Raw genomic sequence first — 23426 nt, 5'->3', positions numbered from 1 at the left:
AGGAGTGAGTCGGCATGGGCATCATCCGCCCCCTTGACGAACATTTGGCGAATCAGATCGCGGCGGGAGAGGTCGTAGAGCGGCCGGCTTCCGTCCTGAAGGAATTGATCGAGAACGCGGTCGACGCCGGTTCTACCCGAATCGACGTGTCCGCGGAGGAAGGCGGCCTGTCCCTGCTGCGCATCGCGGACGACGGCACGGGCATCGATCCGGACGACATGCTGGTGGCGTTCCAACGGCACGCGACGAGCAAGATCGCGACGAGCAAAGACTTGTTCCAGATCGAGACGCTCGGGTTCCGCGGGGAAGCGCTGCCGAGTATCGCCGCCGTCGCCAAGGTGAAATGCGTCAGCTCGACCGATAATAGCGGACTCGGACGCTGCATCGAGATCGAAGGCGGCGCCGTCGTGGCGAACAAGGACGCGAATGCCCCGAAGGGGACGGAGATGGTCGTGCGCGACTTATTCTTCAACACCCCCGCGCGGTTGAAATACATGAAGACGGTACAGACGGAGCTCGGACATCTGTCGGACGTCGTGTACCGTCAGGCGTTGGCGAGGCCGGATATCGCGTTCACGTTCAGCCATAACGGCAACCTGTTGCTGCGAACGCCGGGCAACGGCGATCTGCGCCAAGTCGTCGCGGCGATCTATGGAACGTCTTCGGCCAAGGCGACCGTGGCGCTTCGCGCCGAGAATCCCGATTACACGCTTACCGGCGTCACGGCGCTACCGTCGGAGACGCGGGCGAACCGCAACGCGGTGACGGTGCTCGTCAACGGCCGTTACGTTCGCAGCCCGGCCGTCATGCAACCGCTGTTGCAGGCGTATCATACGCTGCTGCCGCTTCATCGGTATCCGCTCGCCGTGCTGAGCTTGACGATGCATCCGACGCTCGTGGACGTGAACGTTCACCCGGCGAAGCTCGAGGTTCGGTTCAGCAAGGAGAACGAGCTCCGCGCGTTCGTCGAGAAGGCGGTCAAGGAAGCGCTCGGCGGCGAGAAGCATATCCCGTCCGGCGCCGCGACGCGTTCGGCCAAGGCGCCGGAGTGGGTGCAAGAGCAGATCCGCTTCCAAGTGCCGCCTGCCGACACGCAGTCTCCGGATTCCATGCCTGCATCGCCGCCGTCGTCGCCGGCAACGTCGCGGCAGCCGCAGACTCCGCCGGAGCGGTTCGCCGCGCCGTCCCAGGCTCCTACGTTCAGGCATGAAGCGGCCGCGACATCCGAAGCGTACGCGCGGAGAGAGCCGCGCATCGGGGAGGAGAAGCCTTCCTATTCGGCGCCGCGAGCCGCGAGCTCGCCAGGAGTCACGTACGGCTCCTCCTCGGCGCGTTCGACTCAGCTTTCCTCGCAGCCGCCCGTCCGCATTCCGGACAGCGTCTGGGAAGCCGCGTTCGCCGCGCCGCCTTCGAAGCCGCAAGCGCCCGCGTTCCCGGAGCTGAGCTGGATCGGGCAGCTGCACGGCACGTATATCGTCGCGCAGAACGAGAACGGCTTGTATCTAATCGATCAGCACGCCGCGCACGAGCGCGTCCATTACGAATACTATTACGATAAGTTCGGACGTCCCGAAGAGGCGAGCCAGGAACTCCTGCTGCCGGTGACGCTCGAGTTCGCCCCGGACGAATGCCTCGTGCTTCGCGGCCGACTCTCGGCCTTCGAGAGCGCGGGCGTCTACTTGGAGGACTTCGGCGGCAATACGTTCATGATCCGCGCCGTGCCGCATTGGTTTCCCGACGGGGACGAAGCCGCGATCGTTCGCGAGATGGCGGAATGGGTCATGATGGAGAAGAGCGTCGACTTGCGCAAGCTGCGCGAGACGGCGTCGATTCTATGCTCGTGCAAGGCTTCCATCAAGGCGAACCAAGCGCAGACGAGGGAAGCCGGAGAGAAGCTGCTCGAGCGTCTGGCCGCATGCCGGCAACCTTACACTTGCCCGCACGGGAGGCCGATCGTCGTCAGCTTCAGCACGTACGAGCTGGAGAAGATGTTCAAGCGGGTGACGTCGTGATCGTGACGACGTCCGAAAGGCCCGATACGCGTACGCTCGAGCTGGCGAAGGCGCTCGCGAAGGAATGGGGGACGGATTACGTACCGAGGCAGCAGCATTCGATCGCGCGGCTTAGCCGCATGAGGGACGATTCGGACGTGGCGGTCGTCGGTCCGCGGGAAGTGAAGCTCGTTCCCGCGGACGGACCGCCGCTGTTCTTCCACCCCAGCATGGCGCTCGTTCGGTTGAAACGGCTGCTGGAAGGCGGAATCGATACGCTGGTCGAGATCAGCGGAACGCGGCCGGGCGACGTCGTGCTCGATTGCACGGCGGGCTTGTGCGCCGACGCGCTCGTGTTCAGCTTCGCGGTCGGCCCGCAAGGCCGCGTCGTCGCTCTCGAGGCTTCCCCGATCGTGCACGCGATCGTGCGGGAAGGGCTGAAGCTGTACGATACCGGCTTGCCCGAAGTCGACCGCGCGATGCGAGCCGTGCGGCCCGTCCTTGCGAGCTATGAATCGTATTTGAAGCAACAGGAAGACGACAGCGTCGACATCGTCTACTTCGACCCGATGTTCGAGAGGCCGGTCGATGCCTCGAGCTCGCTCGAACCGCTGCGCGCGCGGGCGCACATGGGCCCGTTAACCGACGAAGCGGTGAGCGAGGCAAGGCGAGTCGCGCGAAGAAGCATCGTGCTTAAAGACCACCGCGGGAGCGGGCAGTTCGAACGGCTTGGCTTCCGCCAAGCCCGTAAGTCCGGCTCCTCGGTCGCATACGGAGTGATTACGATTGGAGACTAACGCGGACGTTCGTCCGCCGCTGCTCGTGCTCGTCGGTCCGACGGCCATCGGCAAGACGGCGCTCAGCCTGCAACTGGCGAAGGCGCTGAACGGCGAAATCATCAGCGGCGATTCGATGCAAGTATACCGCCGAATGAATATCGGCACCGCCAAGCTGATGCCGGAGGAGAGAGAAGGCATCCCTCACCACCTGATCGACATACGAGAGCCCGAGCATCCTTTTTCGGTGTCGGAGTTTCAGAGGCTATGCGCCGAGGCGATCGAAGACATTACGTCCCGCGGCAAGCTGCCGATGATCGTCGGAGGCACCGGACTGTACGTCGAGTCCGTCTGCTACGGGTTCGAGTTCCGGGAACAAGGAGCGGACGAGCCGTTCCGCGAAGAGATGCGCGCTTACGCGGCGAAGCACGGCAACGAGGCGCTGCACGACAAGCTGGCCGCCGTCGATCCGGCCAGCGCGGCGAAGCTGCACGCGAACGACTTGGGCCGCGTCGTCCGCGCGCTCGAGATTCATCATGTCACGGGCAACCCGCTCTCCGGGCAGCAGGCGCAAGCCAGAGGCGACGACAAAGCATCGCCGTACCGCCTATGCATCGTCGGACTGACGATGGATCGCGCGGCGCTCTACCGGCGAATCGAGCGGCGTATCGACGAAATGCTCGACGCGGGGCTTGTTAGCGAGGTGAGAGGACTGCTGGATCAAGGCGTGCCAAGGGATGCCATATCGATGCGCGGTCTAGGCTATAAGGAGATCGCGGCCTTCTTGGCCGGCGAGATGGATTACGGGACGGCCGTCGACGTGCTGAAGCGCGATACGAGGCATTTCGCGAAGCGCCAGCTGTCTTGGTTTCGACATATGAAGTCGCTCGAATGGATCGACGTGGAAGCAGCCGCAAAAAACAACGGACTTTTCGCGGCAACCTGTGCTATAATAGCAGGAAAGTTTCCGATTGACATTGAATATATTCTTTCATAAATATTTGTGGCGATGGGGGTTTTCGGCTAATGAACAAGTCCATTAACATCCAGGATACGTTTCTCAATCAACTTCGCAAAGACAGCATTCCGGTTACCGTCTACTTGACGAACGGATTTCAGATTCGCGGCATCGTCCGCGCGTTTGATAACTTCACCATCGTAATCGACAGCGAGGGTCGCCAGCAGATGGTATACAAGCACGCGATCAGCACGTTCATGCCGCAGCGCAACGTATCCCTCATGCAGCAGGACAACGCGTCCGACAACTAAGCGATCCGCCCCCGGGATCGGCAATCGGTGAAACTTTTGCCCAGCGTTAAGCGTCTAACTAAATAGACCGGCACACGAGCAACCCGCTAGCGGGTTGTTCTCTTTATTTAGGGTACTTATAAGAAGACGAACCTTTAGAGACAGAGACAAAGACGGAGTTAAGGGGAGAACGACATGAACCAAACCGTATCGCAAGGCAACGCAGGCGAGAACAATCGCGCAGGCAACGCGGGCAAGGGCAAAGGCAAGGGCAGAACCAAAGGTCCGCGCCGCAACAAGAAAAGAGGACTCGTGTGGCTGTTCTTCGTCCTCTTGTTCGCGGTCGTGTGCGCCGTCGTCGGTTATCTGCTCGTCATCTTGAACGGGGAGCGGATATTGACCGCCAACATCAACAAGCTGAATCTAGATACGTCGTCGATCGTCGTCGATCGCGACGGCAACCAAGTGACGAACTTGTATATGTCCGAAGGCAACCGGGAGTTCGTGCCGATCGGCGACATGCCGAAGCTGCTGACGGACGCCGTCGTCGCGACGGAGGACAAGCGGTTCTACGACCATAACGGCATCGACTTGTTCGGCATAGGGCGCGCGCTCGTGAAGGACGTCATCGCCAGAAGCGCGGTCGAAGGCGCCAGCACGATCACTCAGCAGCTCGCGAAGAACTTGTTCCTCAACGCGGACAAGACGCTGTTCCGCAAGGGGACGGAAGCTTCGATCGCGCTCGCGCTCGAGAACCACAAGAGCAAGGAAGAGATTCTGGAGCTGTACTTGAACCGGATCTACTTCGGCAAAGGCCAATACGGCATTAAGACGGCGGCGAAGTATTACTTCAACGTCAGCGACTTGAACAAGCTGAAGCTGTGGCAGATCGCCACGCTCGCGGGCATTCCGAAGGCGCCTAGCGTATACAACCCGCTGGCTAACCCGGAGCGGTCGCAAGAGCGCCGCGCCGTCGTGCTGAGCCTCATGTACGAGCAAGGGCTCATTACGAAGGAGGAGCAGGAAGCGGCGGCGAAGGTCGAATACGATCCCGACGTCGTGCCGGCGACGCGCGGCAAGTACTTGACGTACATGGATTACGTCGTAGCGGAAGCGAAGGACGTGACCGGACTTACCGAGGAAGAGCTGCTCAGCTCCGGCTACACGATCATGACGACGATCGATACGAAGGCGCAGTCCGCGATGGAGACGTCGTTCGCAAGCGACTCGCTGTTCGACAAGAGCCCGGACGATACGCTCGCGCAGGGCGCGATGGTCATCATGGACCAGCATGACGGCTCTCTGATCGCCATGGTCGGCGGACGGGATTACGGCAGGAAAGGCTTCAACCGCGTCGTCAATCCGCGCCAACCCGGCTCCGCGTTCAAACCGATCGCGGTGTACGGACCGGCGATCGAATCGGGAGACTACTTCCCGTGGACGACGGTACAAGACGTGAAGAAGTGTTGGGGCAAGTATTGCCCGACGAACTCGAACTCGAAGAACAAATACCGCGGCGAAATCCCGATGAGCGAGGCGATCCGCGAATCCCGCAACGTGTCGGCCGTCTGGCTGCTCAACGAGATCGGCATCAAGACGGGGGCGTCGTTCGCCGAGAAGCTCGGCATCGAGCTCGAAGCCGAGGACCGCAACCTCGCGATGGCGCTCGGCGGTCTCACGTACGGCGCGACGCCGGTCCAGATGGCGACCGCCTATGCCGCGTTCGCGAACGGCGGCTTGCTGCAGGATCCGCACAGCATCCTGTCGATTACCGACCGCAACGGCGACGAGATCTATTCGTATAAGGCGCCGAAAGCGAAGCGGGTCATGTCCGAGTATACGGCGTATTACTTGACGCAGATGATGCAAGGGGTCGTGCAGAGCGGTACCGGCAAGAGCGCGGCCATCAAGGGCAGGACGGTCGCCGGCAAGACGGGCACGACGCAGAACCCTAACGGAGGCGGCAACCGGGACATCTGGTTCGTCGGCTATACGCCGGAGTGGACGGCGGCCGTCTGGAACGGCTTCGACCGGACGGACGAGACGCACCACCTGTCCTCGACGAGCGACAAAGCCGCGCGAATGTTCGCGTCGGTCATGTCCAAGGCGCTGTCGGGCAAGAAGCAATTGTCGTTCCCGAAACCGGAAGGCTTGCAGACCGAAGAGAAGCTGCCCGGCGTGGACGGTCTTCTCGCGACGTTCGAAGGCTGGGAACAAGGTCTCGTTCACTTGGAATGGTCGAAGGTCGAAGGCGAAGGCATCACGTACAAAGTGTACCGTAAGGAAGCGGCGGACGCGGACTTCGCTTTGCTCGGGGACGCGACGGAGCCGTTATTCGAAGATATGACCGTCCAGCCGGCCAAGACGTACACGTATTACGTGACGGCTTACCAAGCATCGAAGAAGCTGGAGAGCGATCCGTCGGAGCAGGCGAAGCTGGAGCTTCCGGCCGGAGAAGCGATCGAGACGCCTCCGCCGGAAGAAGGCGGAGAACCGACGCCTCCTCCGTCCGAGACGCCGCTCGAGACGCCGACTCCGCCGGACGGCGGGGAAGAGCCGGGCGGTTCGCCGGAGCCGACGCCTTCGCCGGGATCGGGCGGAGGGGAATCCCCGCCTCCAGGCGAGGTCGTGCCTCCGCCGGAACAGTCGCCTATCCCATAATCGATCGGTAACAGGCAAGCCCCCGCGCATTCGACGAAAGTCGCCGCGCGGGGGCTTTTTCGCGAATCGATCGTCCGAAGGCGGGTTAGACCGCCGGAATATCCTTCCTCTGGACGGCGAGAGCCGTTTGTGCTTGGTTAGGGGAGGCAAGATGTGTTAGACTCTGTATATGTTGGATGGGATGAAAGGATAGGCATTGCTTATGAAACGTAAATTTTCGGATCGGGCCAATTGGCGGCGGATTTTGAAGAAAAGCTATGCTTGCATACCGGTAGACGACCCGCAGTTCAAAGGCTTCGTGACGCTGTACCGCATTCACGACCTTCGGGACCCGCTGTGGAAGGAATACAACGGCCGCAGAATGTGTCTCGCCGATCGCGGGTATTTATGGATGCAGCATTTTCCCCGCGGGGAGCACTTCGTCGTAACGACGATGTTCGACGATCGCGGGCATGTCGTGCAATGGTACATCGACATTTGCAAGACGCAGGGACTTACCGATCAGCAGGTGCCGTGGTTCGACGATCTGTTCCTCGACATCGTCGTGCTGCCGAGCGGGGAGAAGCTGCTCTTGGACGAAGACGAGCTGGAGGAAGCGCTGGACGAGGGTCAGATCACGCCGCGCGATTCCGCCATGGCGCAGCGCACCGCCGCGCGTCTGATGGAGCTCATCAACCAGAACAAATTTCCTTACTTCGAGATGAGCATGAATCATCGGCGCGCGTATTTGGAGAAACTGGGCTGGGAGAAAGGAAACGGTTAAATGCGCAGGTTAACGGAAGAGAGGCCGCTGGCCTCTCGTTCTGCTCCCAAGGGGTCGGCGAAGTCTCGGCTACCGCGCCGGTTGCTATGGATCGCCGCGTGCGGCGTTCTGGCGCTCGTCGTCTGGTGCGGCACCTTGTACGCGATGATCGTCTCTTACGGCGGAGAGCCGAAGGACGCAAGCGCCGTCCGAGCGGACGTCGGCATCGTGCTCGGCGCCGGGTTGTGGGGGGACGAGCCGAGTCCGGCGCTGAAGGAGCGGCTCGATTACGCGATCGAGTTGTACGACGATGGCATGTTCGGTCGAATCATCGTTACCGGAGGCAAGGCGACGCCGTCTTCCAAGATCACGGACGCCGAAGGAGCGCGGAACTACTTGACGGGACGCGGCATCCCGGAAGACGAGATCGCCTTGGACAATCTGTCGAAGGATACGTACGAGAATTTGACGTACGCACGAGACATCATGGCCGAGCGCGGCTGGCAGTCCGCCGTCGTCGTCACCCACGGCTATCACGGCTCGAGGGCGGCGGATATGGCGCGGAAGCTCCGCTTCTCGCCCGTTCAAGTGCAAGTGACCGATTCCAAGGTGCTCAGCATTCATTACCATGAAGCGCGGGAAGTGCTCGCCTACACGAAATGGCTTGTACGCAAGCCGTTCCTATGACTAGGGGCTGACCATCGCGAATACATTGTAACTGCGGCGAATTCGCGTCGACTTCGGCCAAGGTAAGGTGATCGCGATGAACGCAAAAGCAGGTACGCCGGGAACGAGGGACGCGCAAGCGTCGGCGAAGCGGCCTTCCAGGCAGATCAACGTCGTTCTGCGCAACGCGGAGCCATCTTCCGGCGGCGGTACGGGACAGTCGTCCGGCCACGCCGGAAACGGCTATTCCGAAGGGGCGGGAGGGTACCGCTCGCTGCCGCAGACGGGTCCGTGGACCGAGTGGCAGAAGGAATTGGACCGGATGGTCGGCCTGGACAACGTGAAGGAACTGGTATACGAAATATACGCCCTCCTGCAAGTCGCCCAATACCGCGGCGAGGCGGGGCTCCAATCGCAAGCGCAAGTGTACCACATGGTATTCAAGGGCAATCCCGGCACGGGTAAAACGACGGTCGCGCGGCTGCTCGCCAAGCTGTTCCAAGGGATGGGCTTGCTGTCCAAAGGCCATCTCGTGGAAGTGGAACGCGCGGACTTGGTCGGGGAATATATCGGACATACGGCGCTTAAGACGCGCGAGCTCGTGAAGAAGGCGCTCGGAGGCGTGCTGTTCATCGACGAGGCGTACAGCCTGGCGCGGGGCGGAGAGAAGGACTTCGGCAAGGAAGCGATCGATACGCTCGTGAAGGCGATGGAAGATTACAAGAACCAATTCGTGCTCATTCTCGCCGGTTATACGCTCGAGATCGACGCTTTTCTCATGACGAATCCGGGCTTGCCGTCGCGGTTTCCGATCCAGATCGAATTCCCGGACTATACGGTCGATCAGTTATCTTCGATCGCGGAAGGCATGATGAAAGAACGAGAATACGCGATCGTGCCGCATGCGATGTTCAAGTTGCGGCAACTCGTCGCTTACGAGAAGAACGAATCGATCTTCCACTTCAGCAACGCGAGATACGTGCGCAACGTGCTCGAGAGGGCGATCCGCTTCCAGGCGGTGAGACTGCTCGCGCAGTATCCGGCCAGCTCGCCGGGACGTCAGGAGCTGATGGCGCTGAAGCCCGAGGATATACGAGGACTATAGCCGCGCATATAGAAAGAGGTTATTACGGAATGAAAATGAATGCGTACGATACGGACTCCGGCTTGCCGGAGAAGGCGATTCTCGTCAGCTTGGTGACCGACGCGGTGAAGCGTTCCGGCGCGGATCCCGAGCTGTCTCTGACGGAGCTCGTATCGCTGGCCGAGACCGCAGGCGTCGAAGTGATCGCCTCGATCATGCAGAATAAGGACGTTCCCGACTCCAAATGGTTCGTCGGCAAAGGCAAAGCTCAGGAAATCAAAGCGCTGGCCGAGGAGACCGAAGCGACGACAGCGATCTTCGACCAGGAGCTGTCCGGAGCGCAGGTGCGCAACCTGGAAGAGGCGCTCGATCTGAAGATTATCGACCGGACGCAGCTGATTCTGGACATTTTCGCGGGTCGGGCGAAAACGCGCGAAGGCATCCTGCAGGTCGAGCTCGCGCAGCTGTCGTATTTGCTTCCGCGCCTGTCCGGGCACGGGGTTAATTTGTCGCGGCTGGGCGGCGGCATCGGGACGAGAGGTCCGGGCGAGACGAAGCTGGAGATGGATCGCCGGCACATCCGCGACCGGATCAGCGAGCTGAAGCGCCAGCTGGAGACGGTCGTGCAGCACCGCGTGCTGCACCGCGAACGCAGGCGCAAAGCCGGCGTCGTGCAGGTGGCGCTCGTCGGCTATACGAACGCCGGCAAGTCGACGCTGCTCCGGCAGCTGACGGCCGCCGACGTCCTCGCGGAGGACAAGCTGTTCGCGACGCTCGATCCGACGTCCCGGGGGCTGGAGCTGCCGAGCGGCAAGGAAGTGGTGCTAACCGATACGGTCGGCTTCATCCAGAACTTGCCGCACGATCTTGTGGCCGCGTTCCGGGCGACGCTCGAGGAAGCGAACGAGGCCGACTTGCTGCTCCACGTCGTCGACAGCTCGTCTCCGATGCGGGAGCGTCAGCAGCGGGTCGTCGAGGAAGTGCTGCAAGAGCTCGGCGCAGGCGGCAAGCCGACGTTGACGGTGTATAACAAGATCGACCGTTGCGACGAGGCAACGTTATCGCTGCCCGCGGGAGGACCGGACACGATCCGAATGAACGCTTTCTCGGAGGCGGATCTGACCCGATTGCGGGAGACGATCGAGGACCGCCTGCTAGGGGACGTCGCGTCGTTCCGCATACCGGCTTCGCGCGGGGATTTGGCGGCGCTCGCATATCGCGTCGGCGAAGTCGTGCTGCAGGAAGCCGAAGACGACATCCTAGTGTTGACGGTAAGGCTTAATCCGGCGGACATGGAGAAGCGCGGACGCGCGCTGGAGGAATTCCGGGTATAGTTCCGGAACGATCGACTATTATTGGAATCGCAAGAGCCGAAGGGAAGTCAAGTACATGCAAGACGGAAACGTTACATCGTTCGACGAATCGTGGGAGAGCTGGGCGGACGCGGCGGAAACGCAAGCGGCAGATCGGTTCAAGAGCATCGATCGCATCGTGGAGCGCAATCAGTGGAAGGTTATACAGGCGTTCCGGAAGCACAAAGTGAGCGATTACCATTTCGCCGGATCGACGGGCTACGGCTACAACGACCGCGGCCGCGAGGTGCTCGACCTCGTGTACGCGGACGTCTTCGGCGCGGAGGCGGCTCTCGTTAGGCCTCATCTCGTATCGGGCACCCACACGATCTCCGCGGCTTTGTTCGGCATGCTTCGCCCGGGCGACGAGCTCGTGTTCGTGACCGGGAAGCCTTACGACACGCTGCATAAGGTGATCGGCAAGCCGGGAGACGGCACGGGCTCGCTGTCCGATTGGGGCGTGCGCGTCGCGTTCGTCCCGCTGCTGGAGGACGGAGAGGTCGATTGGGACGGCGTGGCGGCGGCTTTAACCGATCGCACGAAGGTGTTCGCCATCCAACGCTCGAGAGGGTATAGCTGGCGTCCTTCGTTCACGGTGGATCAGATCGGCGACATGGTCTCGCGGCTTAAGGATCTTCGTCCCGAAGCGGCCGTCTTCGTCGACAACTGCTACGGGGAATTCACGGAAGAGCGCGAGCCGACCGAAGTCGGCGTCGACCTGATCGCGGGATCTCTCATCAAGAACCCGGGAGGAGGACTCGCGTCCAGCGGCGGTTACATCGCGGGCAGGGCCGATCTGGTGGAATTGGCTGCGTTCCGGCTTACCGCGCCGGGTATCGGCGGCGAAGTCGGCGCGATGCTCGGCACGACGAGGGCGATCTACCAGGGGCTGTTCCTTGCGCCGCTGCTCGTCGGGCAAGCGGTGAAGGGCAGCGTGTTCGCGGCCGCCGTCTTCGCGAATCTCGGATTCGAGACGCATCCGCGATGGGACGATCCGCGAACCGATCTGATCCAGGCGATCCGCTTCGGCGCCCCGGAGCCGCTCATTCATTTCGTGCAGGCGATCCAGCGGGCGGCGGCGGTCGATTCGCACGTCGTGCCCGAGCCGTGGGACATGCCGGGGTACGAGCACCCGGTCATTATGGCCGCCGGAACGTTCATCCAAGGCGGCAGTCTGGAGCTGTCCGCGGACGCTCCCATAAGGGAACCCTACATTGCATATATGCAAGGCGGACTTACTTACGCGCATGTGAAGTTAGCTGTACAGCAGGTTTTGTCGGTTTTCCGCGAACGCGGATATTTGTAAGTTCGGGCACGGTCAAACCTTACATGCCTTGACATGTTTTTGCGACTTCGTTACAATGAAAGTGATTTCAAAAACAGCAGGCAATCGTGGAAGGTTGGTATGACATGGGCGACGAGATTCGCAGGAATATGGCGTTGTTTCCGATCGGCATCGTAATGAAGCTGACCGATCTAACCGCCCGCCAAATCCGATATTACGAACAGCACGAACTTATCCAGCCCGCTCGTACGGACGGCAATCAACGACTGTTCTCCTTCAACGACGTCGAACGTCTCATGGAGATCAAGTCGCTGATCGAGAAGGGCGTCAATATCGCAGGCATCAAGCAAGTGATGAACCCCGTCGGGCAGAACGAGAGCGACGCGACCGTCATCAACGAGGTATCCGAGGTCAAGCGGCGCGAGATGTCCGACTCCCAGCTTCACCGCATGCTGAAGCAGCAGCTGATGCAAGGCAAGCGTCCGGGTCAAGTCTCGCTCATCCAAGGCGAGCTTTCGCGGTTTTTCAAGAACAAATAAAGCGGCTGTTGCCCATTATTAGGAGGCTGTCATGAGCTATACTCGCGAAGATATTAAACGGATTGCGAAAGAACAGAACGTTCGGTTCATCCGGTTGCAGTTCACCGACCTGCTCGGAACGATCAAGAACGTCGAGATTCCGTTCAGCCAGCTGGACAAGGCGCTCGATAACAAAATGATGTTCGACGGCTCCTCGATCGAAGGCTACGTACGGATCGAAGAATCCGACATGTACCTGTACCCGGATCTGAGCACGTGGGTCGTCTTCCCATGGGTGACGCAAGATCGCGTCGCGCGTCTGATCTGCGACATCTACATGCCGGACGGCACTCCGTTCGCGGGCGATCCTCGCGGCATTCTGAAGCGCGCGCTCTCGGAAGCGGAAGCGATGGGCTTCACGGCGATGAACGTAGGTCCCGAACCCGAGTTCTTCTTGTTCCAGACGGACGAGAAGGGCAACCCTACGATGGAGCTTAACGACCAAGGCGGATACTTCGACCTCGCTCCGACCGACCTCGGCGAGAACTGCCGCCGCGATATCGTGCTTATGCTCGAGGAGATGGGCTTCGAGATCGAAGCTTCCCATCACGAGGTTGCTCCGGGACAGCACGAGATCGACTTTAAATATGCGGACGCGATCAAAGCGGCCGACCAAATCCAGACGTTCAAGCTCGTCGTTAAGACGATCGCGCGCCAGCACGGTTTGCATGCGACGTTCATGCCGAAGCCGCTGTTCGGAATGAACGGTTCCGGCATGCACTGCCACCAATCGTTGTTCCGCGGCAACGAGAACGCGTTCTTCGACCCGAACGATAAGCTTGGTCTTAGCGCGATCGCTAGACAATACATGGCGGGTATCTTGAGACATGCGCGCGGTTTCGCCGCCATTACGAACCCGACGGTCAACTCTTACAAACGTCTTGTTCCCGGCTATGAAGCGCCTTGCTACGTAGCCTGGTCCGCAAGCAACCGGAGCCCGATGATTCGGATTCCGGCATCCCGCGGCCTTAGCACGCGCATCGAAGCTCGCAACCCGGACCCGGCCGCCAACCCTTACTTGGCGCTTGCGGTCATGCTGAAGGCGGGTCTCGACGGTATCGCGAACAAGATGACGTCTCCGCCGCCGGTCGATCGCAACATCTACGTGATGAGCGAAGAGGAACGGATCGACGCGGGCATTCCGAGCTTGCCGATCAACTTGAAGGAAGCATTGTCCGAGATGCTTCGCGACGACGTCGTATGCGAGACGCTCGGCGATCACGCGCTCAGCCACTTCTACGAGCTCAAAGAGATCGAGTGGGACATGTACAGAACGCAAGTCCACCAATGGGAACGCGATCAGTATTTGACGGCGTTCTAGAATAAACGCAACGCATAATAACCGGCCCCGCGGCGTCTTCGGACGTTCGCGGGGCCGGTTTCCGTATAGATAGGGTGAAATTCGCTAACGGATGTTTACGAACGCACCGTCTTGAGCGCGCCACTCCAGGCGACGACTTGGTCGAGCATGCCGTTCAAGTTCGTCAGGTGAAGCTCGGCGGGCTTGAACGTGCTGCCGTTCTCGAAGTCCGTGAACAGCGACAATGCCACATGGACGCGAACGTCGGCGATCGATACTTCGCCGAGAATGCCCCGCAGATGCTCGGCTGCGCGCGCGCCGCCTACGGAGCCGTAGCTGACGATGCCGGCCGCCTTATTGTTCCATGCGTCGCGAGCGTAGTCGATCGCGTTCTTGAGCGCACCCGTAATGCTGTGGTTGTACTCGGCGACGACGAAGACGAAGCCGTCGAGTCCGGAGAGCGTCGTATTCCATTTCGTCGCTTGCTCCGTGGCGTCCGTCTCGCCGAACATCGGCAGCTTGTAGTCCGCGATGTCCACGATCTCGTAATGCGCGTCGTTGCGCGCATCCGCGTGCTTCTTCACCCATTCGCCGACTTGAGGGCTAACGCGGCCTTGGCGGGTGCTGCCCAGAATAATTCCGATTTTCAATTGTGACATGTCGTCCTCCTGAATTGTTTATCGTTAAAAGCACGTTCGTTAAATAGTATGTCCAATCGTCATTACCCAGTATAAGCGACGTTCAAACGAGCAAGAAAAAAGGCAGACCCGTCATCTCCCGATGAGCGGGTCTGCCTTGTCGCCGAGCCGGCGAGCTTGCCGGCTTACATGAACGAGCGAATCAATCCGATGACTTTACCCAGGATGCTGACGTTCGGATAGCGGAGAGGCGACATGCTCGAATTCTCCGGTTGGAGACGAATATGATCGCGTTCCTTATAGAACGTCTTGACGGTCGCTTCGTTGTCTTCCGTCATCGCGACGACGATATCTCCGTTCGTAGCGTTCGGCTGCTGGCGTACGATGACGTAGTCGCCGTCGTGGATGCCGGCCTCGATCATGCTATCGCCTTGGACGGAAAGCATGAACACCGGTTGATCGCCGACCATCGTCGCCGGCAGCGGGAAGTACTCTTCGATGTTCTCCGTCGCCGTTATCGGCACGCCGGCCGTTACTTTGCCGACGAGCGGAATTTGGCGAACGGAGGCAGCCAGTCCGAACACGTTGTCGTCGTCTCCCAGAATCTCGATCGCGCGCGGTTTCGTCGGATCGCGGCGGATCAAGCCTTTCTTCTCCAGGCGATCGAGGTGGCCGTGCACGGTGGAACTGGATGCGAGCCCTACGGCTTCGCCGATCTCGCGGACGGAAGGGGGATACCCTTTGTCGCGCACTTCGTTCTTAATGAAGTCTAAAATGGCATTTTGGCGATTGGACATCTTGGACACGCCAAGCCCTCCCTATGTATCAGCTCATGATGACAAATTATAACACAGAACTCGAGTTCGCACAAACATTCGTTCCGCCGAACAAATGTTCCAAAATTTGTTGACAAGCACATATGTTCGTGCTAATCTGATACCAGAACAAATGTTTGGGGTGAGCGTAAATGGTACATACATGGGTATCCGGTTCTTCCGCAACTGCTTCAACGCTTCGTAACGGTACGGCTTACGCTAAGCCAGCATACGCGGGACGGACGGCGCCGCAAGCGCCGGCTCGTTCGCATCGCGGCTTAGGCATCGCGCGTTCCTTCTTTATACTGTTCGCCTTTCTGATTCTGTTCAGCGGATTCGCGTTCGCGCATACGTTCGCATCGGACGCCGAGGTTTCGCCGGCGACGGCAACGGAGATCTCGATCTCCGTCGATAGCGGCGATACGATCTGGGACTTGGCCGCTTCCTATAAGAAGGATACGATGGATACGCGCGACGCGGTGCATGCCATCAAGAAGCGGAACGGTTTGTCCTCGTCGTCCGTACAAGCAGGACAGACGTTGATTTTACCAGCCAAGATGTTGCCTTAATGCAATACGAACGCGATGCGAACGAATGTTCCGAGACCGGGGAAACCCGGTCTTTTTTGCGTGCCCGGTTTTCTTGACAACGCATCGCCGTTAATGTCAAAGTAGAGAAGATATACGGAAGGGAGTGACAACGCCATGGAAATGGAGAAGCTGATTGGGCGCATTAACGAATTGGCCCGCAAAAGCAAAGCCGAAGGCTTGACGGAAGAGGAAACGGTCGAACGCGATCGGTTGCGCAAGGAATACTTGGTCAACTTCAAGAACAACTTCCGGCAGCAGCTGGACCAGATCGAAATCACGGACGAGAAACCAACGATTGTACATTAAATAGATCGGTTGGCTTAACGCAGCAGCATTTGACGAGGAGGAGCTTTATGTCCCGCTCATGGGAACGCATGGTTCAGAAGAACGCCAAGCAAGTGAACAAACGCCGTAAAAGAGACGGCAAAAAATCGATTAGCGCAACATCCGCTCCGCATGTCGACAAATTCAAAGGGCGCAATTACGTCGTCCCGATCCTGCTCCTCATGCTCATCGCGCTCTACGTGACGTTGGCGCAGCCGTGGTCCGACGAATTCCTGACCGACCCGACGCTGTTCTGGGTGACGATCGGGTGTTACGTCCTGCTCGCTTTCTTCTACTACATGCGCCGCCCTTATTTGTCCGTCACCCGGGACACGCTAGAGACGCGCAAGTTCACGGGCTACAAGACGCTGCGGCCGTCCGAGGTTCGCAAGATCACGATTCAGCCCGGCTATGTCGTGATCGACACCGTCAAAGGCTCGAACTGGGTATTCTCGAAATTGATGAACCGATTCCCGATCGACCTGATGGCCGAGCGGCTGAAAGTATACGCAGACCTGCACCAAGTGGAATTCGAACAGAAGACGAAGTGAGGAGACCGCACCGATGTCGATTAAGGCAGTTCTATTCGATCTAGACGATACGTTGTTATGGGACGAGAGAAGCGTAACGGAAGCGTTCAGCAACACGTGCAAGCTCGCCGCGGAAGCGACGGGGCTGAACGAAGCCGAATTGGAAGCTTCCGTCCGCAAGGAAGCGCGAGCGCTGTACGAGACGTACGAGACGTATACGTTCACGCAGATGATCGGTATCAATCCGTTCGAAGCGCTGTGGGGCAACTTCAAGAAAGGCGAGCACGACATGTTCCGCAAGCTGGAACAGCTCGCTCCGGCTTACCGCACGAATGCTTGGACCGCGGGATTGGCGGCGCTCGGCGTCGACGATCCGAGTCTCGGACAGAAGCTGGCGGAGTACTTCCCGGCGCAGCGCCGCAGCCTGCCTTACGTATACGAAGAGACGTTCGCCGTATTGGACGAGCTTCGCCAGGACTATAAGCTGCTCTTGCTCACGAACGGTTCCCCGGATCTGCAACAGGAGAAGCTTGACGGCATGCCGACGCTCGTTCCTTACTTCGACGCGATCGTCATCTCCGGCGATTTTGGCGAAGGCAAGCCGTCGCCGCGGCTGTTCGCGCACGCGATGGAACGGATCGGCATTACGGTTGACGAAGGCGTCATGGTCGGCGACAAGCTGACGACCGACATTCTCGGGGCGAACGGCGTCGGCATGACTTCGGTGTGGATCAACCGCCACGAGACGAAGCTGAGCGGAGATATCGTGCCGAAGCACGAAATTCGCAGCTTGACGGAATTGCCCGGTCTGCTCAAGACGTTATAAACCGCAATCATCGACTTCGAAGACAGCGTCCCGCGCTGTCTTCGTTTTTTGTAAGGGGAGAGAGGAATGCGGATGAGGGAGCAAGACATTGCCGAATGGATAGCTTGCGATGAGAGGATGATGCACGTCCTCCGTTGCGTAAGGCAGTTACGCCTGCCTGACTCCTGCGTATGCGCCGGATTCATTCGTTCGAAAGTATGGGATGCTCTTCATGGCTTCGATGCCCCGACGGCATTGCCGGACGTCGACGTCGTCTATTACGATGCCGCCGATACGAGCGAGCGTACGGAACAAGAGTACGAGATTGCGCTGCTTGCCATGGACGGTTCGATCCCGTGGTCGGTTAAAAATCAAGCCCGCATGCATGCGAAATCCGGTCATTCGCCATACGTTTCGACCGCTGACGGATTGGCCCATTTTCCGGAGACGTGCACGGCCATCGGCGCCCATATAGACGCGAAGGGAAATGTGCAACTCATTGCTCCGTACGGAGTAGAAGACTTAGTACGTCTCATCGTGCGTCCGACGCCGTATTACTTATCCCCTGAGAAGATCGGAATTTACAGGAAACGAATCACCGATAAAAACTGGCGGGAGAAGTGGCATCGGCTGACGATCTTGGAGGGGTGAAGACCAAAAAGACGTACGAAACCGAATACGGTCCGTACGTCTTTTATTTATACAGCAATTGGCTTACTTCACGAATGCAGGATCGTCGTAGTTGTGGGCGACCCAGCCGGCAGGCTCGATGAAGAGGCGAACGGCGACGATCTGGCGGTTGTCCATGAGCGTGAAGAAGTGAGCGTAGCCTTCCGGAACGGAGATGACGTCGCCGGCTTCGAGCTCGACGTCGAAGTAGCCGACTTCCTCGTTGCCTTTGATGATGAAGATGCCGCGGCCGGCCGTAATGGCGCGAACTTCGTCTTCGGTATGCGTATGCACGTTCTCGAACTTCTTCAGCAGCTCATCGAGGTTCGGCGTCGCCTCGGACAGGGCGATGACGTCCCAAGTCTTATAGCCGCGGCGATCGGCGAGATCCCGGATCTCGGAGTCGAACGTCGACAGGATTTCGCTCTTGTCTTCGTCGGTCAGCGCGAACTTCTCTTGCAGGCGCTCCGGGAGCTTGGCGGCGTCCCAGTGTTCGTACAGCACGTCTTGCTTATTCAGGAACTCGCGAACCGCCTGCTCGCCACTAATGCGTTCGTTCGTGTTGCGGATACGGATTTCAGCCATCGTTAATTCCTCTTTTCCCAATCTGGATTATAGACTTAATTATAAAGCAGTTTGCAAACCATGTCGATGTGCACCTTTTCGTCCTAATGCGATTCTGTTACTATAGAATTTAATGATTTGACAGACGGGGGCAGCGATTCTAATTATGACTGTAACGCATACGAAACCTTCTCTGCAAGAGGAGCTAACGAAACGCATCCTGATCCTCGACGGCGCCATGGGGACGATGATACAGCAAGCGAATCTGGTCGAAGCCGACTTCGGCGGAGAGGAGCTGGACGGCTGCAACGAGATGCTCGTGCTGACGAGACCGGACGTCATCCAAGGCATTCACGAGGCATACTTGGCCGCGGGGTCCGACCTGATCGAGACGAACACGTTCGGCGCGACGAGCGTCGTCCTGCAGGAATACGACATTCCGGAGAAGGCGAGAGAGATTAATCTGGCGGCGGCCAAGCTCGCCCGCGATGCCTGCGACAAATATTCGACGCCGGATAAGCCGAGATTCGTGGCCGGCGCGCTCGGTCCGACGACGAAGACGCTGTCCGTCACGGGAGGCGTGACGTTCGACGAGCTCGTCGTCAGCTACGAAGAGCAGGTTGTCGCGCTCATCGAAGGCGGCGTCGATACGATCTTGATCGAGACGTCCCAGGATACGCTCAACGTCAAGGCCGCGGGCATCGCCGTTCGCCAGGCTTACGCGAAGACTGGCGTCACGCTGCCGATCATGATCAGCGGCACGATCGAACCGATGGGCACGACGCTAGCGGGACAGAACATCGAATCGTTCTATGTTTCTCTCGAGCATTTGAAGCCGATCTCCGTCGGCTTGAACTGCGCGACGGGGCCGGAATTCATGCGCGATCATATCCGGACGCTCTCCGGCATCGCCGACGTCGCGGTCAGCTGTTACCCGAACGCGGGGCTCCCCGACGAGAACGGTCATTACCACGAAACGCCGGAGTCGCTCGCGACGAAGCTGCGCGCCTTCGCCGACCAAGGCTGGCTGAACATCGTCGGCGGTTGCTGCGGGACGACGCCCGCGCATATCGCCGCCATGGCGGAGGCGATGAAGGATCTATCGCCCCGTAAGCCAGAGGGCTCGCATCCGCCGGCCGTCTCCGGCATCGATACCGTCTATATCGAAGACGACAACCGCCCGATCATGATCGGCGAGCGGACGAACATCTCCGGCTCGCGGAAGTTCAAGCGTCTGATCAAGGAAGAGAAGTTCGACGAAGCGTCGGAGATCGCCCGTTCCCAAGTGAAGGGCGGCGCGCATATTATCGATATCAACTTGCAGGACACCGATATCGACGAGGAGTACGCGGTCAATCATTTTCTCCCGATGGTCACGAAGAAGATCAAAGCGCCGCTCATGCTCGATTCGACGTACGACCATATCATCGAGCTGGGTTTGAAGTATTCGCAGGGCAAGGCGATCATTAACTCGATTAATCTCGAGGACGGCGAATCGAAATTCGAGAAGATCTTGCCCCTTATTCATCAATACGGCGCGGCCGTCGTGTGCATCCTGATCGACGAACGGGGACAAGCGGTGTCCCGCGAAGCGAAAATGGAAGTGGCGACCCGCTCGTACGAGTTGCTCACCGGCAAGTACGGCATGCAGCCGGACGATATCATCTTCGACCCGAACATGTTCCCGATCGGCTCGGGCGATCCGCAATATATCGGATCCGCAGTCGAGACGATCGAAGGTATCCGGATGATCAAGGAGAAGTACCCGCGCGCGAAGACGATTCTCGGCCTTAGCAACATCTCGTTCGGCTTGCCTGACGCGGGGCGCGAAGTGCTGAACTCCGTCTACTTGTACCATTGCACGAAAGCCGGTCTCGACTACGCGATCGTGAACACCGAGAAGCTGGAGCGCTACGCGTCCATTCCGGAAGAAGAGCGCAAGCTCGCCGAGGCGCTCATCTACGATACGAACGACGATACGCTCGCGGCGTTCGTCGCCGCGTTCCGCGACAAGAAGGTCGAGAAGAAGGTCAAGGCTTCGAACCTGACGCTGGAGGAACGTCTCTCCGGCTATGTCGTGGAAGGCAGCAAGGAAGGCTTGCCCGCGGATATCGACGCGGCGCTCGCCAAATACGCTCCGCTTGAAATTATTAACGGTCCGCTCATGGCGGGGATGGAAGAGGTCGGTCGTCTGTTCAACAACAACGAGCTGATCGTCGCGGAGGTACTGCAGAGCGCCGAAGTCATGAAGGCGTCGGTCGCGCAGCTCGAACCGCACATGGAGAAGAACGAATCCGCGGTGAAGGGGAAGATTCTGCTCGCGACCGTCAAGGGCGACGTGCACGATATCGGCAAAAACCTCGTCGAGATCATTCTATCCAACAACGGCTATAAGATCGTGAACCTCGGAATCAAGGTGCCGCCGGATCAGATCATCGAAGCGGCCCGCGCCGAGAAACCGGACGCGATCGGCCTATCCGGCCTGCTCGTCAAGTCCGCCCAGCAGATGGTCGTCACGGCGCAGGATTTGCGCAGCGCGGGCATCGACGCGCCGATCTTGGTCGGCGGGGCCGCGCTGACGCGCAAGTTCACGAAGAACCGGATCGCGCCGGAGTACGAAGGCATCGTCATGTACGCGAAGGACGCGATGGACGGGCTCGATATCGCGAACAAGCTGCAGGATCCGGCTCACCGCGAGCGTATCGAGCAGGAGCATTGGGCCGAGCAGAAGGCGATCGCCGAGCAGGGCGAGGCGCCGAAGGTGCTGCCGGAGCAGACCCGCGCTCGTCGCTCTGAAATCTCGCAAGACGCGCCGATCTTCAAGGCGCCGGACTTCGACCGCCACGTCATTCGGGACTACCCGCTGCCGCACGTCATGCCGTACGTGAACCTGCAGATGCTGCTCGGCCATCACTTGGGCCTGAAGGGCAACGTGGAAGAACTGCTGGCCGCCGGCGACGAGCGGACGACGAACCTCAAGGAGACTGTCGACGAAGTCATCTCCTTGTCGCAGCAGCACGGATGGTTGAACCCGCAGGCGATGTACCGGTTCTTCCCGGCGCAGTCGGAGGGCAACGACATCCTCGTCTACGACCCCGCGGATACGACCCGCGTGCTGAAGCGGTTCTCGTTCCCGCGCCAGCAGGTGGCGCCGTACCTCTGCTTGGCGGACTTCCTGAAGTCCGTCGAGAGCGGCGTCATGGATACGGTCGGCTTCCTCGTCGTGACGGCTGGCCAAGGGGCGCGCGAACAAGGCGAGAAGTGGAAGGAGAGCGGCGATTACTTGCGCTCCCACGCGCTGCTCGCGACCGCGCTCGAGGTGGCCGAAGGGCTCGCCGAGCGCGTGCATCAGATCATGCGCGACAGCTGGGGCTTCCCGGATCCGGCGGAGATGACGATGAAGCAGCGCTTCGGCGCGAGATACCAAGGCATTCGCGTCTCGTTCGGTTACCCGGCTTGCCCGGATCTCGAAGACCAAGGGCCGCTGTTCGAGCTCATGAAGCCGGAAGACATCGGCGTTCATCTGACGGAAGGATTCATGATGGAGCCGGAAGCTTCGGTGTCCGCGATGGTGTTCGCCCATCCGGAAGCGCAGTACTTCAACGTCGAGAAGGCGTAATCGAATCGCATTGGAACGAGGCGGGGCGCTTAGAGGCGTTCCGCCTTTTTGGTGCCTCGCGCGCGGAGATAATACGGCGTTAACGTCCGTTCGCAACGGTGCTAACACTGTCTCTTTACACTGGAGTAGGGGCAGTATATGTACCCGCGAAAGGACGGATGATGCATGGATACATGTTCTCATTTGTTGTTCGGAGCGTCTCTCGCGGCAATGGCGCAGCTTCACCCGTCCGTCGCGGCGGACCCCTATCTCTCCGCGGCGGTGCTGACGGCGACGCTCGCAGGATCGCACGCGCCGGATCTCGATTCGGTCGTCAGGTTGAAGAGCATGGAAGCCTATTGGAAATATCACCGCAGCTGGACGCACTCGATACCCGCTTGGTTCGGCTGGGCGGCGTTGATCGGCGGAGCGTCGGCTTGGCTATGGGGTTCGGGAGCCTCCTTCTGGTTGTTGTTCGCGGTATCATTGGCCGCCGTCTCCGTTCACGTGCTATTCGATTGGACGAACGCGTACGGCGTGCAATTTCTGTTGCCTTGGCACAAGCAATGGCTGCATCTGGACGCGTTGTGCTTAACCGACCCTTGGCTCGCGGCGTTACACGCGACGGTCGCAACCGGATGGTTCGCGGGCTGGTGGCCGGACGTCGGGATTGCCGGGGCGGTCGCATGGGTCGTCACGGTCCTATATGCCGTCTGGCGGATCTCGCACCACCGCCGAATGGTTGCTAAGCTGAAGCGGAGGTTCCGTCGCTGGCGCTCGGTGCACGTGCTGCCCGGGCTATGGTGGTTCCGCTGGCAATTCGCCGCGCAGACGGAGGAAGGGTTCGAGCTCGGCTGGATCGTCGGCGACCGGATCGTTACGACGCGCAAGCTTCCCCCGAGTATGCCGCATCCTTGCGTGGACGCGTCGCTCGGGGTGCCCTCGGTACGAACGCTGAACGATTTCGCCAAGCGCAAGTACGTCACTTGGACGATGGGGGCGGACGGACGTTATACGGTAACATGGACGGATGTTCGTTTTTGGCGGGAGCGGGAGTGGCCTTATCGCGCGGAAGTGGTGCTCGATCAGCAATTGAACGTGCTCGCGCATCGCATCGGCTGGCATAAGCGGGCATGGCAATATCCATACGTTTAAACGGGCGGACTGAAGCGAATTTTCCGAAAACTTTCCCGGGAAAGCGCAGGAGACG

Annotated in this window: 22 protein-coding genes; 19 read left to right on the top strand and 3 right to left on the bottom strand. The window is 59.7% G+C overall.

Going from position 1 to position 23426, the window contains the following annotated elements; translation table 11 throughout:
* The first annotated feature begins 14 nt into the window (after positions 1 to 14).
* The 12 genes from mutL (at position 15) to glnA (ending at position 13704) form a co-directional block, all read left to right on the top strand.
* The gene (mutL, locus tag ACFQZG_RS02240; RefSeq protein WP_378149612.1) at positions 15 to 2012 is read left to right on the top strand and encodes a DNA mismatch repair endonuclease MutL; all 1998 of its coding nucleotides are present in this window, start codon (positions 15 to 17) and stop codon (positions 2010 to 2012) included.
* 2 nt (positions 2013 to 2014) lie between these two features.
* Positions 2015 to 2788, top strand: a complete 774-nt coding sequence (locus tag ACFQZG_RS02235; protein WP_378149611.1) for a class I SAM-dependent methyltransferase — start codon at positions 2015 to 2017, stop codon at positions 2786 to 2788.
* Positions 2778 to 3764: a tRNA (adenosine(37)-N6)-dimethylallyltransferase MiaA gene (miaA, locus tag ACFQZG_RS02230; protein WP_378149610.1), complete on the top strand. Its 987-nt coding sequence runs from the start codon at positions 2778 to 2780 to the stop codon at positions 3762 to 3764. Before ACFQZG_RS02235 ends, miaA begins: the two co-directional genes overlap by 11 nt.
* A gap of 29 nt (positions 3765 to 3793) precedes the next feature.
* Positions 3794 to 4036 carry an RNA chaperone Hfq gene (gene hfq / locus ACFQZG_RS02225; RefSeq protein ID WP_378149608.1) on the top strand — a complete coding sequence of 81 codons (243 nt, stop codon included), beginning with the start codon at positions 3794 to 3796 and terminating at the stop codon, positions 4034 to 4036.
* A gap of 174 nt (positions 4037 to 4210) precedes the next feature.
* The gene (locus ACFQZG_RS02220; protein WP_378149606.1) at positions 4211 to 6676 is read left to right on the top strand and encodes a transglycosylase domain-containing protein; all 2466 of its coding nucleotides are present in this window, start codon (positions 4211 to 4213) and stop codon (positions 6674 to 6676) included.
* A gap of 202 nt (positions 6677 to 6878) precedes the next feature.
* Positions 6879 to 7439 (top strand): ribonuclease FAU-1 family protein, encoded by a 561-nt coding sequence (locus tag ACFQZG_RS02215; protein ID WP_378149605.1) that lies wholly within the window; start codon positions 6879 to 6881, stop codon positions 7437 to 7439.
* Entirely contained in the window at positions 7440 to 8105 is a 666-nt protein-coding gene (locus ACFQZG_RS02210) for a YdcF family protein (RefSeq protein WP_378149604.1), read from the top strand.
* Between the two features lie 76 nt (positions 8106 to 8181).
* Positions 8182 to 9189, top strand: coding sequence for an AAA family ATPase (locus tag ACFQZG_RS02205; protein WP_378149602.1), 1008 nt, complete (start codon positions 8182 to 8184; stop codon positions 9187 to 9189).
* Positions 9190 to 9218: 29 nt separating this feature from the next.
* Positions 9219 to 10502: a GTPase HflX gene (gene hflX / locus ACFQZG_RS02200; RefSeq protein ID WP_378149600.1), complete on the top strand. Its 1284-nt coding sequence runs from the start codon at positions 9219 to 9221 to the stop codon at positions 10500 to 10502.
* A gap of 55 nt (positions 10503 to 10557) precedes the next feature.
* Positions 10558 to 11826 carry a methionine gamma-lyase family protein gene (locus tag ACFQZG_RS02195; protein ID WP_378149599.1) on the top strand — a complete coding sequence of 423 codons (1269 nt, stop codon included), beginning with the start codon at positions 10558 to 10560 and terminating at the stop codon, positions 11824 to 11826.
* Between the two features lie 104 nt (positions 11827 to 11930).
* Positions 11931 to 12344: a MerR family transcriptional regulator gene (locus tag ACFQZG_RS02190; protein ID WP_378150426.1), complete on the top strand. Its 414-nt coding sequence runs from the start codon at positions 11931 to 11933 to the stop codon at positions 12342 to 12344.
* Between the two features lie 31 nt (positions 12345 to 12375).
* A complete protein-coding gene (gene glnA, locus ACFQZG_RS02185) occupies positions 12376 to 13704 on the top strand; it encodes a type I glutamate--ammonia ligase (protein ID WP_378149598.1) in 1329 nt (442 codons plus the stop codon).
* A gap of 95 nt (positions 13705 to 13799) precedes the next feature.
* Here glnA and ACFQZG_RS02180 read toward each other — a convergent pair whose 3' ends face one another.
* The gene (locus tag ACFQZG_RS02180) at positions 13800 to 14342 is read right to left on the bottom strand and encodes an NADPH-dependent FMN reductase (RefSeq protein ID WP_378149596.1); all 543 of its coding nucleotides are present in this window, start codon (positions 14340 to 14342) and stop codon (positions 13800 to 13802) included.
* Between the two features lie 164 nt (positions 14343 to 14506).
* A complete protein-coding gene (gene lexA / locus ACFQZG_RS02175) occupies positions 14507 to 15127 on the bottom strand; it encodes a transcriptional repressor LexA (protein WP_378149594.1) in 621 nt (206 codons plus the stop codon).
* A 161-nt stretch (positions 15128 to 15288) separates the two neighbouring features.
* Between lexA and yneA the strand changes: the two genes are divergently transcribed.
* The 5 genes from yneA (at position 15289) to ACFQZG_RS02150 (ending at position 18036) form a co-directional block, all read left to right on the top strand.
* A complete protein-coding gene (yneA, locus tag ACFQZG_RS02170; protein WP_378149593.1) occupies positions 15289 to 15705 on the top strand; it encodes a cell division suppressor protein YneA in 417 nt (138 codons plus the stop codon).
* Between the two features lie 135 nt (positions 15706 to 15840).
* A complete protein-coding gene (locus ACFQZG_RS02165; RefSeq protein ID WP_378149592.1) occupies positions 15841 to 16032 on the top strand; it encodes a DUF896 domain-containing protein in 192 nt (63 codons plus the stop codon).
* 47 nt (positions 16033 to 16079) lie between these two features.
* Complete coding sequence (locus tag ACFQZG_RS02160; RefSeq protein ID WP_378149590.1) at positions 16080 to 16601, top strand: hypothetical protein; 522 nt, start codon at positions 16080 to 16082, stop codon at positions 16599 to 16601.
* Between the two features lie 13 nt (positions 16602 to 16614).
* Complete coding sequence (locus ACFQZG_RS02155) at positions 16615 to 17406, top strand: HAD family hydrolase (RefSeq protein WP_378149589.1); 792 nt, start codon at positions 16615 to 16617, stop codon at positions 17404 to 17406.
* A 66-nt stretch (positions 17407 to 17472) separates the two neighbouring features.
* Positions 17473 to 18036 carry a nucleotidyltransferase family protein gene (locus ACFQZG_RS02150; RefSeq protein ID WP_378149587.1) on the top strand — a complete coding sequence of 188 codons (564 nt, stop codon included), beginning with the start codon at positions 17473 to 17475 and terminating at the stop codon, positions 18034 to 18036.
* A 63-nt stretch (positions 18037 to 18099) separates the two neighbouring features.
* Here the strand turns inward: ACFQZG_RS02150 and ACFQZG_RS02145 are convergent, their stop codons facing one another.
* Positions 18100 to 18639 (bottom strand): 1,2-dihydroxy-3-keto-5-methylthiopentene dioxygenase, encoded by a 540-nt coding sequence (locus ACFQZG_RS02145; protein WP_378149585.1) that lies wholly within the window; start codon positions 18637 to 18639, stop codon positions 18100 to 18102.
* 145 nt (positions 18640 to 18784) lie between these two features.
* On the opposite strand from ACFQZG_RS02145, the gene metH reads away from it, so the two are divergent.
* Together metH and ACFQZG_RS02135 are read left to right on the top strand one after the other, a co-directional pair.
* Positions 18785 to 22237: a methionine synthase gene (metH, locus tag ACFQZG_RS02140; RefSeq protein WP_378149584.1), complete on the top strand. Its 3453-nt coding sequence runs from the start codon at positions 18785 to 18787 to the stop codon at positions 22235 to 22237.
* Between the two features lie 165 nt (positions 22238 to 22402).
* Positions 22403 to 23371, top strand: a complete 969-nt coding sequence (locus ACFQZG_RS02135; protein WP_378149583.1) for a metal-dependent hydrolase — start codon at positions 22403 to 22405, stop codon at positions 23369 to 23371.
* The last annotated feature ends 55 nt before the right edge of the window (positions 23372 to 23426 follow it).

The sequence above is a fragment of the Cohnella sp. GCM10027633 genome, from assembly GCF_042675445.1.
Lineage (GTDB): Bacteria > Bacillota > Bacilli > Paenibacillales > Paenibacillaceae > Cohnella.
This window is presented reverse-complemented; position numbering and strand designations above follow the sequence as displayed.

Coding starts and splice junctions, on each gene's coding strand:
- glnA (WP_378149598.1), top strand. CDS start 12,376: ATGAGCTATACTCGCGAAGATATTAAACGGATTGCGAAAGAACAGAAC.
- hfq (WP_378149608.1), top strand. CDS start 3,794: ATGAACAAGTCCATTAACATCCAGGATACGTTTCTCAATCAACTTCGC.
- ACFQZG_RS02190 (WP_378150426.1), top strand. CDS start 11,931: ATGGGCGACGAGATTCGCAGGAATATGGCGTTGTTTCCGATCGGCATC.
- ACFQZG_RS02160 (WP_378149590.1), top strand. CDS start 16,080: ATGTCCCGCTCATGGGAACGCATGGTTCAGAAGAACGCCAAGCAAGTG.
- ACFQZG_RS02135 (WP_378149583.1), top strand. CDS start 22,403: ATGGATACATGTTCTCATTTGTTGTTCGGAGCGTCTCTCGCGGCAATG.
- mutL (WP_378149612.1), top strand. CDS start 15: ATGGGCATCATCCGCCCCCTTGACGAACATTTGGCGAATCAGATCGCG.
- ACFQZG_RS02150 (WP_378149587.1), top strand. CDS start 17,473: ATGCGGATGAGGGAGCAAGACATTGCCGAATGGATAGCTTGCGATGAG.
- ACFQZG_RS02205 (WP_378149602.1), top strand. CDS start 8,182: ATGAACGCAAAAGCAGGTACGCCGGGAACGAGGGACGCGCAAGCGTCG.
- ACFQZG_RS02180 (WP_378149596.1), bottom strand. CDS start 14,342: ATGTCACAATTGAAAATCGGAATTATTCTGGGCAGCACCCGCCAAGGC.
- hflX (WP_378149600.1), top strand. CDS start 9,219: ATGAAAATGAATGCGTACGATACGGACTCCGGCTTGCCGGAGAAGGCG.
- ACFQZG_RS02220 (WP_378149606.1), top strand. CDS start 4,211: ATGAACCAAACCGTATCGCAAGGCAACGCAGGCGAGAACAATCGCGCA.
- ACFQZG_RS02215 (WP_378149605.1), top strand. CDS start 6,879: ATGAAACGTAAATTTTCGGATCGGGCCAATTGGCGGCGGATTTTGAAG.
- ACFQZG_RS02165 (WP_378149592.1), top strand. CDS start 15,841: ATGGAAATGGAGAAGCTGATTGGGCGCATTAACGAATTGGCCCGCAAA.
- ACFQZG_RS02155 (WP_378149589.1), top strand. CDS start 16,615: ATGTCGATTAAGGCAGTTCTATTCGATCTAGACGATACGTTGTTATGG.
- ACFQZG_RS02195 (WP_378149599.1), top strand. CDS start 10,558: ATGCAAGACGGAAACGTTACATCGTTCGACGAATCGTGGGAGAGCTGG.
- ACFQZG_RS02210 (WP_378149604.1), top strand. CDS start 7,440: ATGCGCAGGTTAACGGAAGAGAGGCCGCTGGCCTCTCGTTCTGCTCCC.
- metH (WP_378149584.1), top strand. CDS start 18,785: ATGACTGTAACGCATACGAAACCTTCTCTGCAAGAGGAGCTAACGAAA.
- yneA (WP_378149593.1), top strand. CDS start 15,289: ATGGTACATACATGGGTATCCGGTTCTTCCGCAACTGCTTCAACGCTT.
- ACFQZG_RS02145 (WP_378149585.1), bottom strand. CDS start 18,639: ATGGCTGAAATCCGTATCCGCAACACGAACGAACGCATTAGTGGCGAG.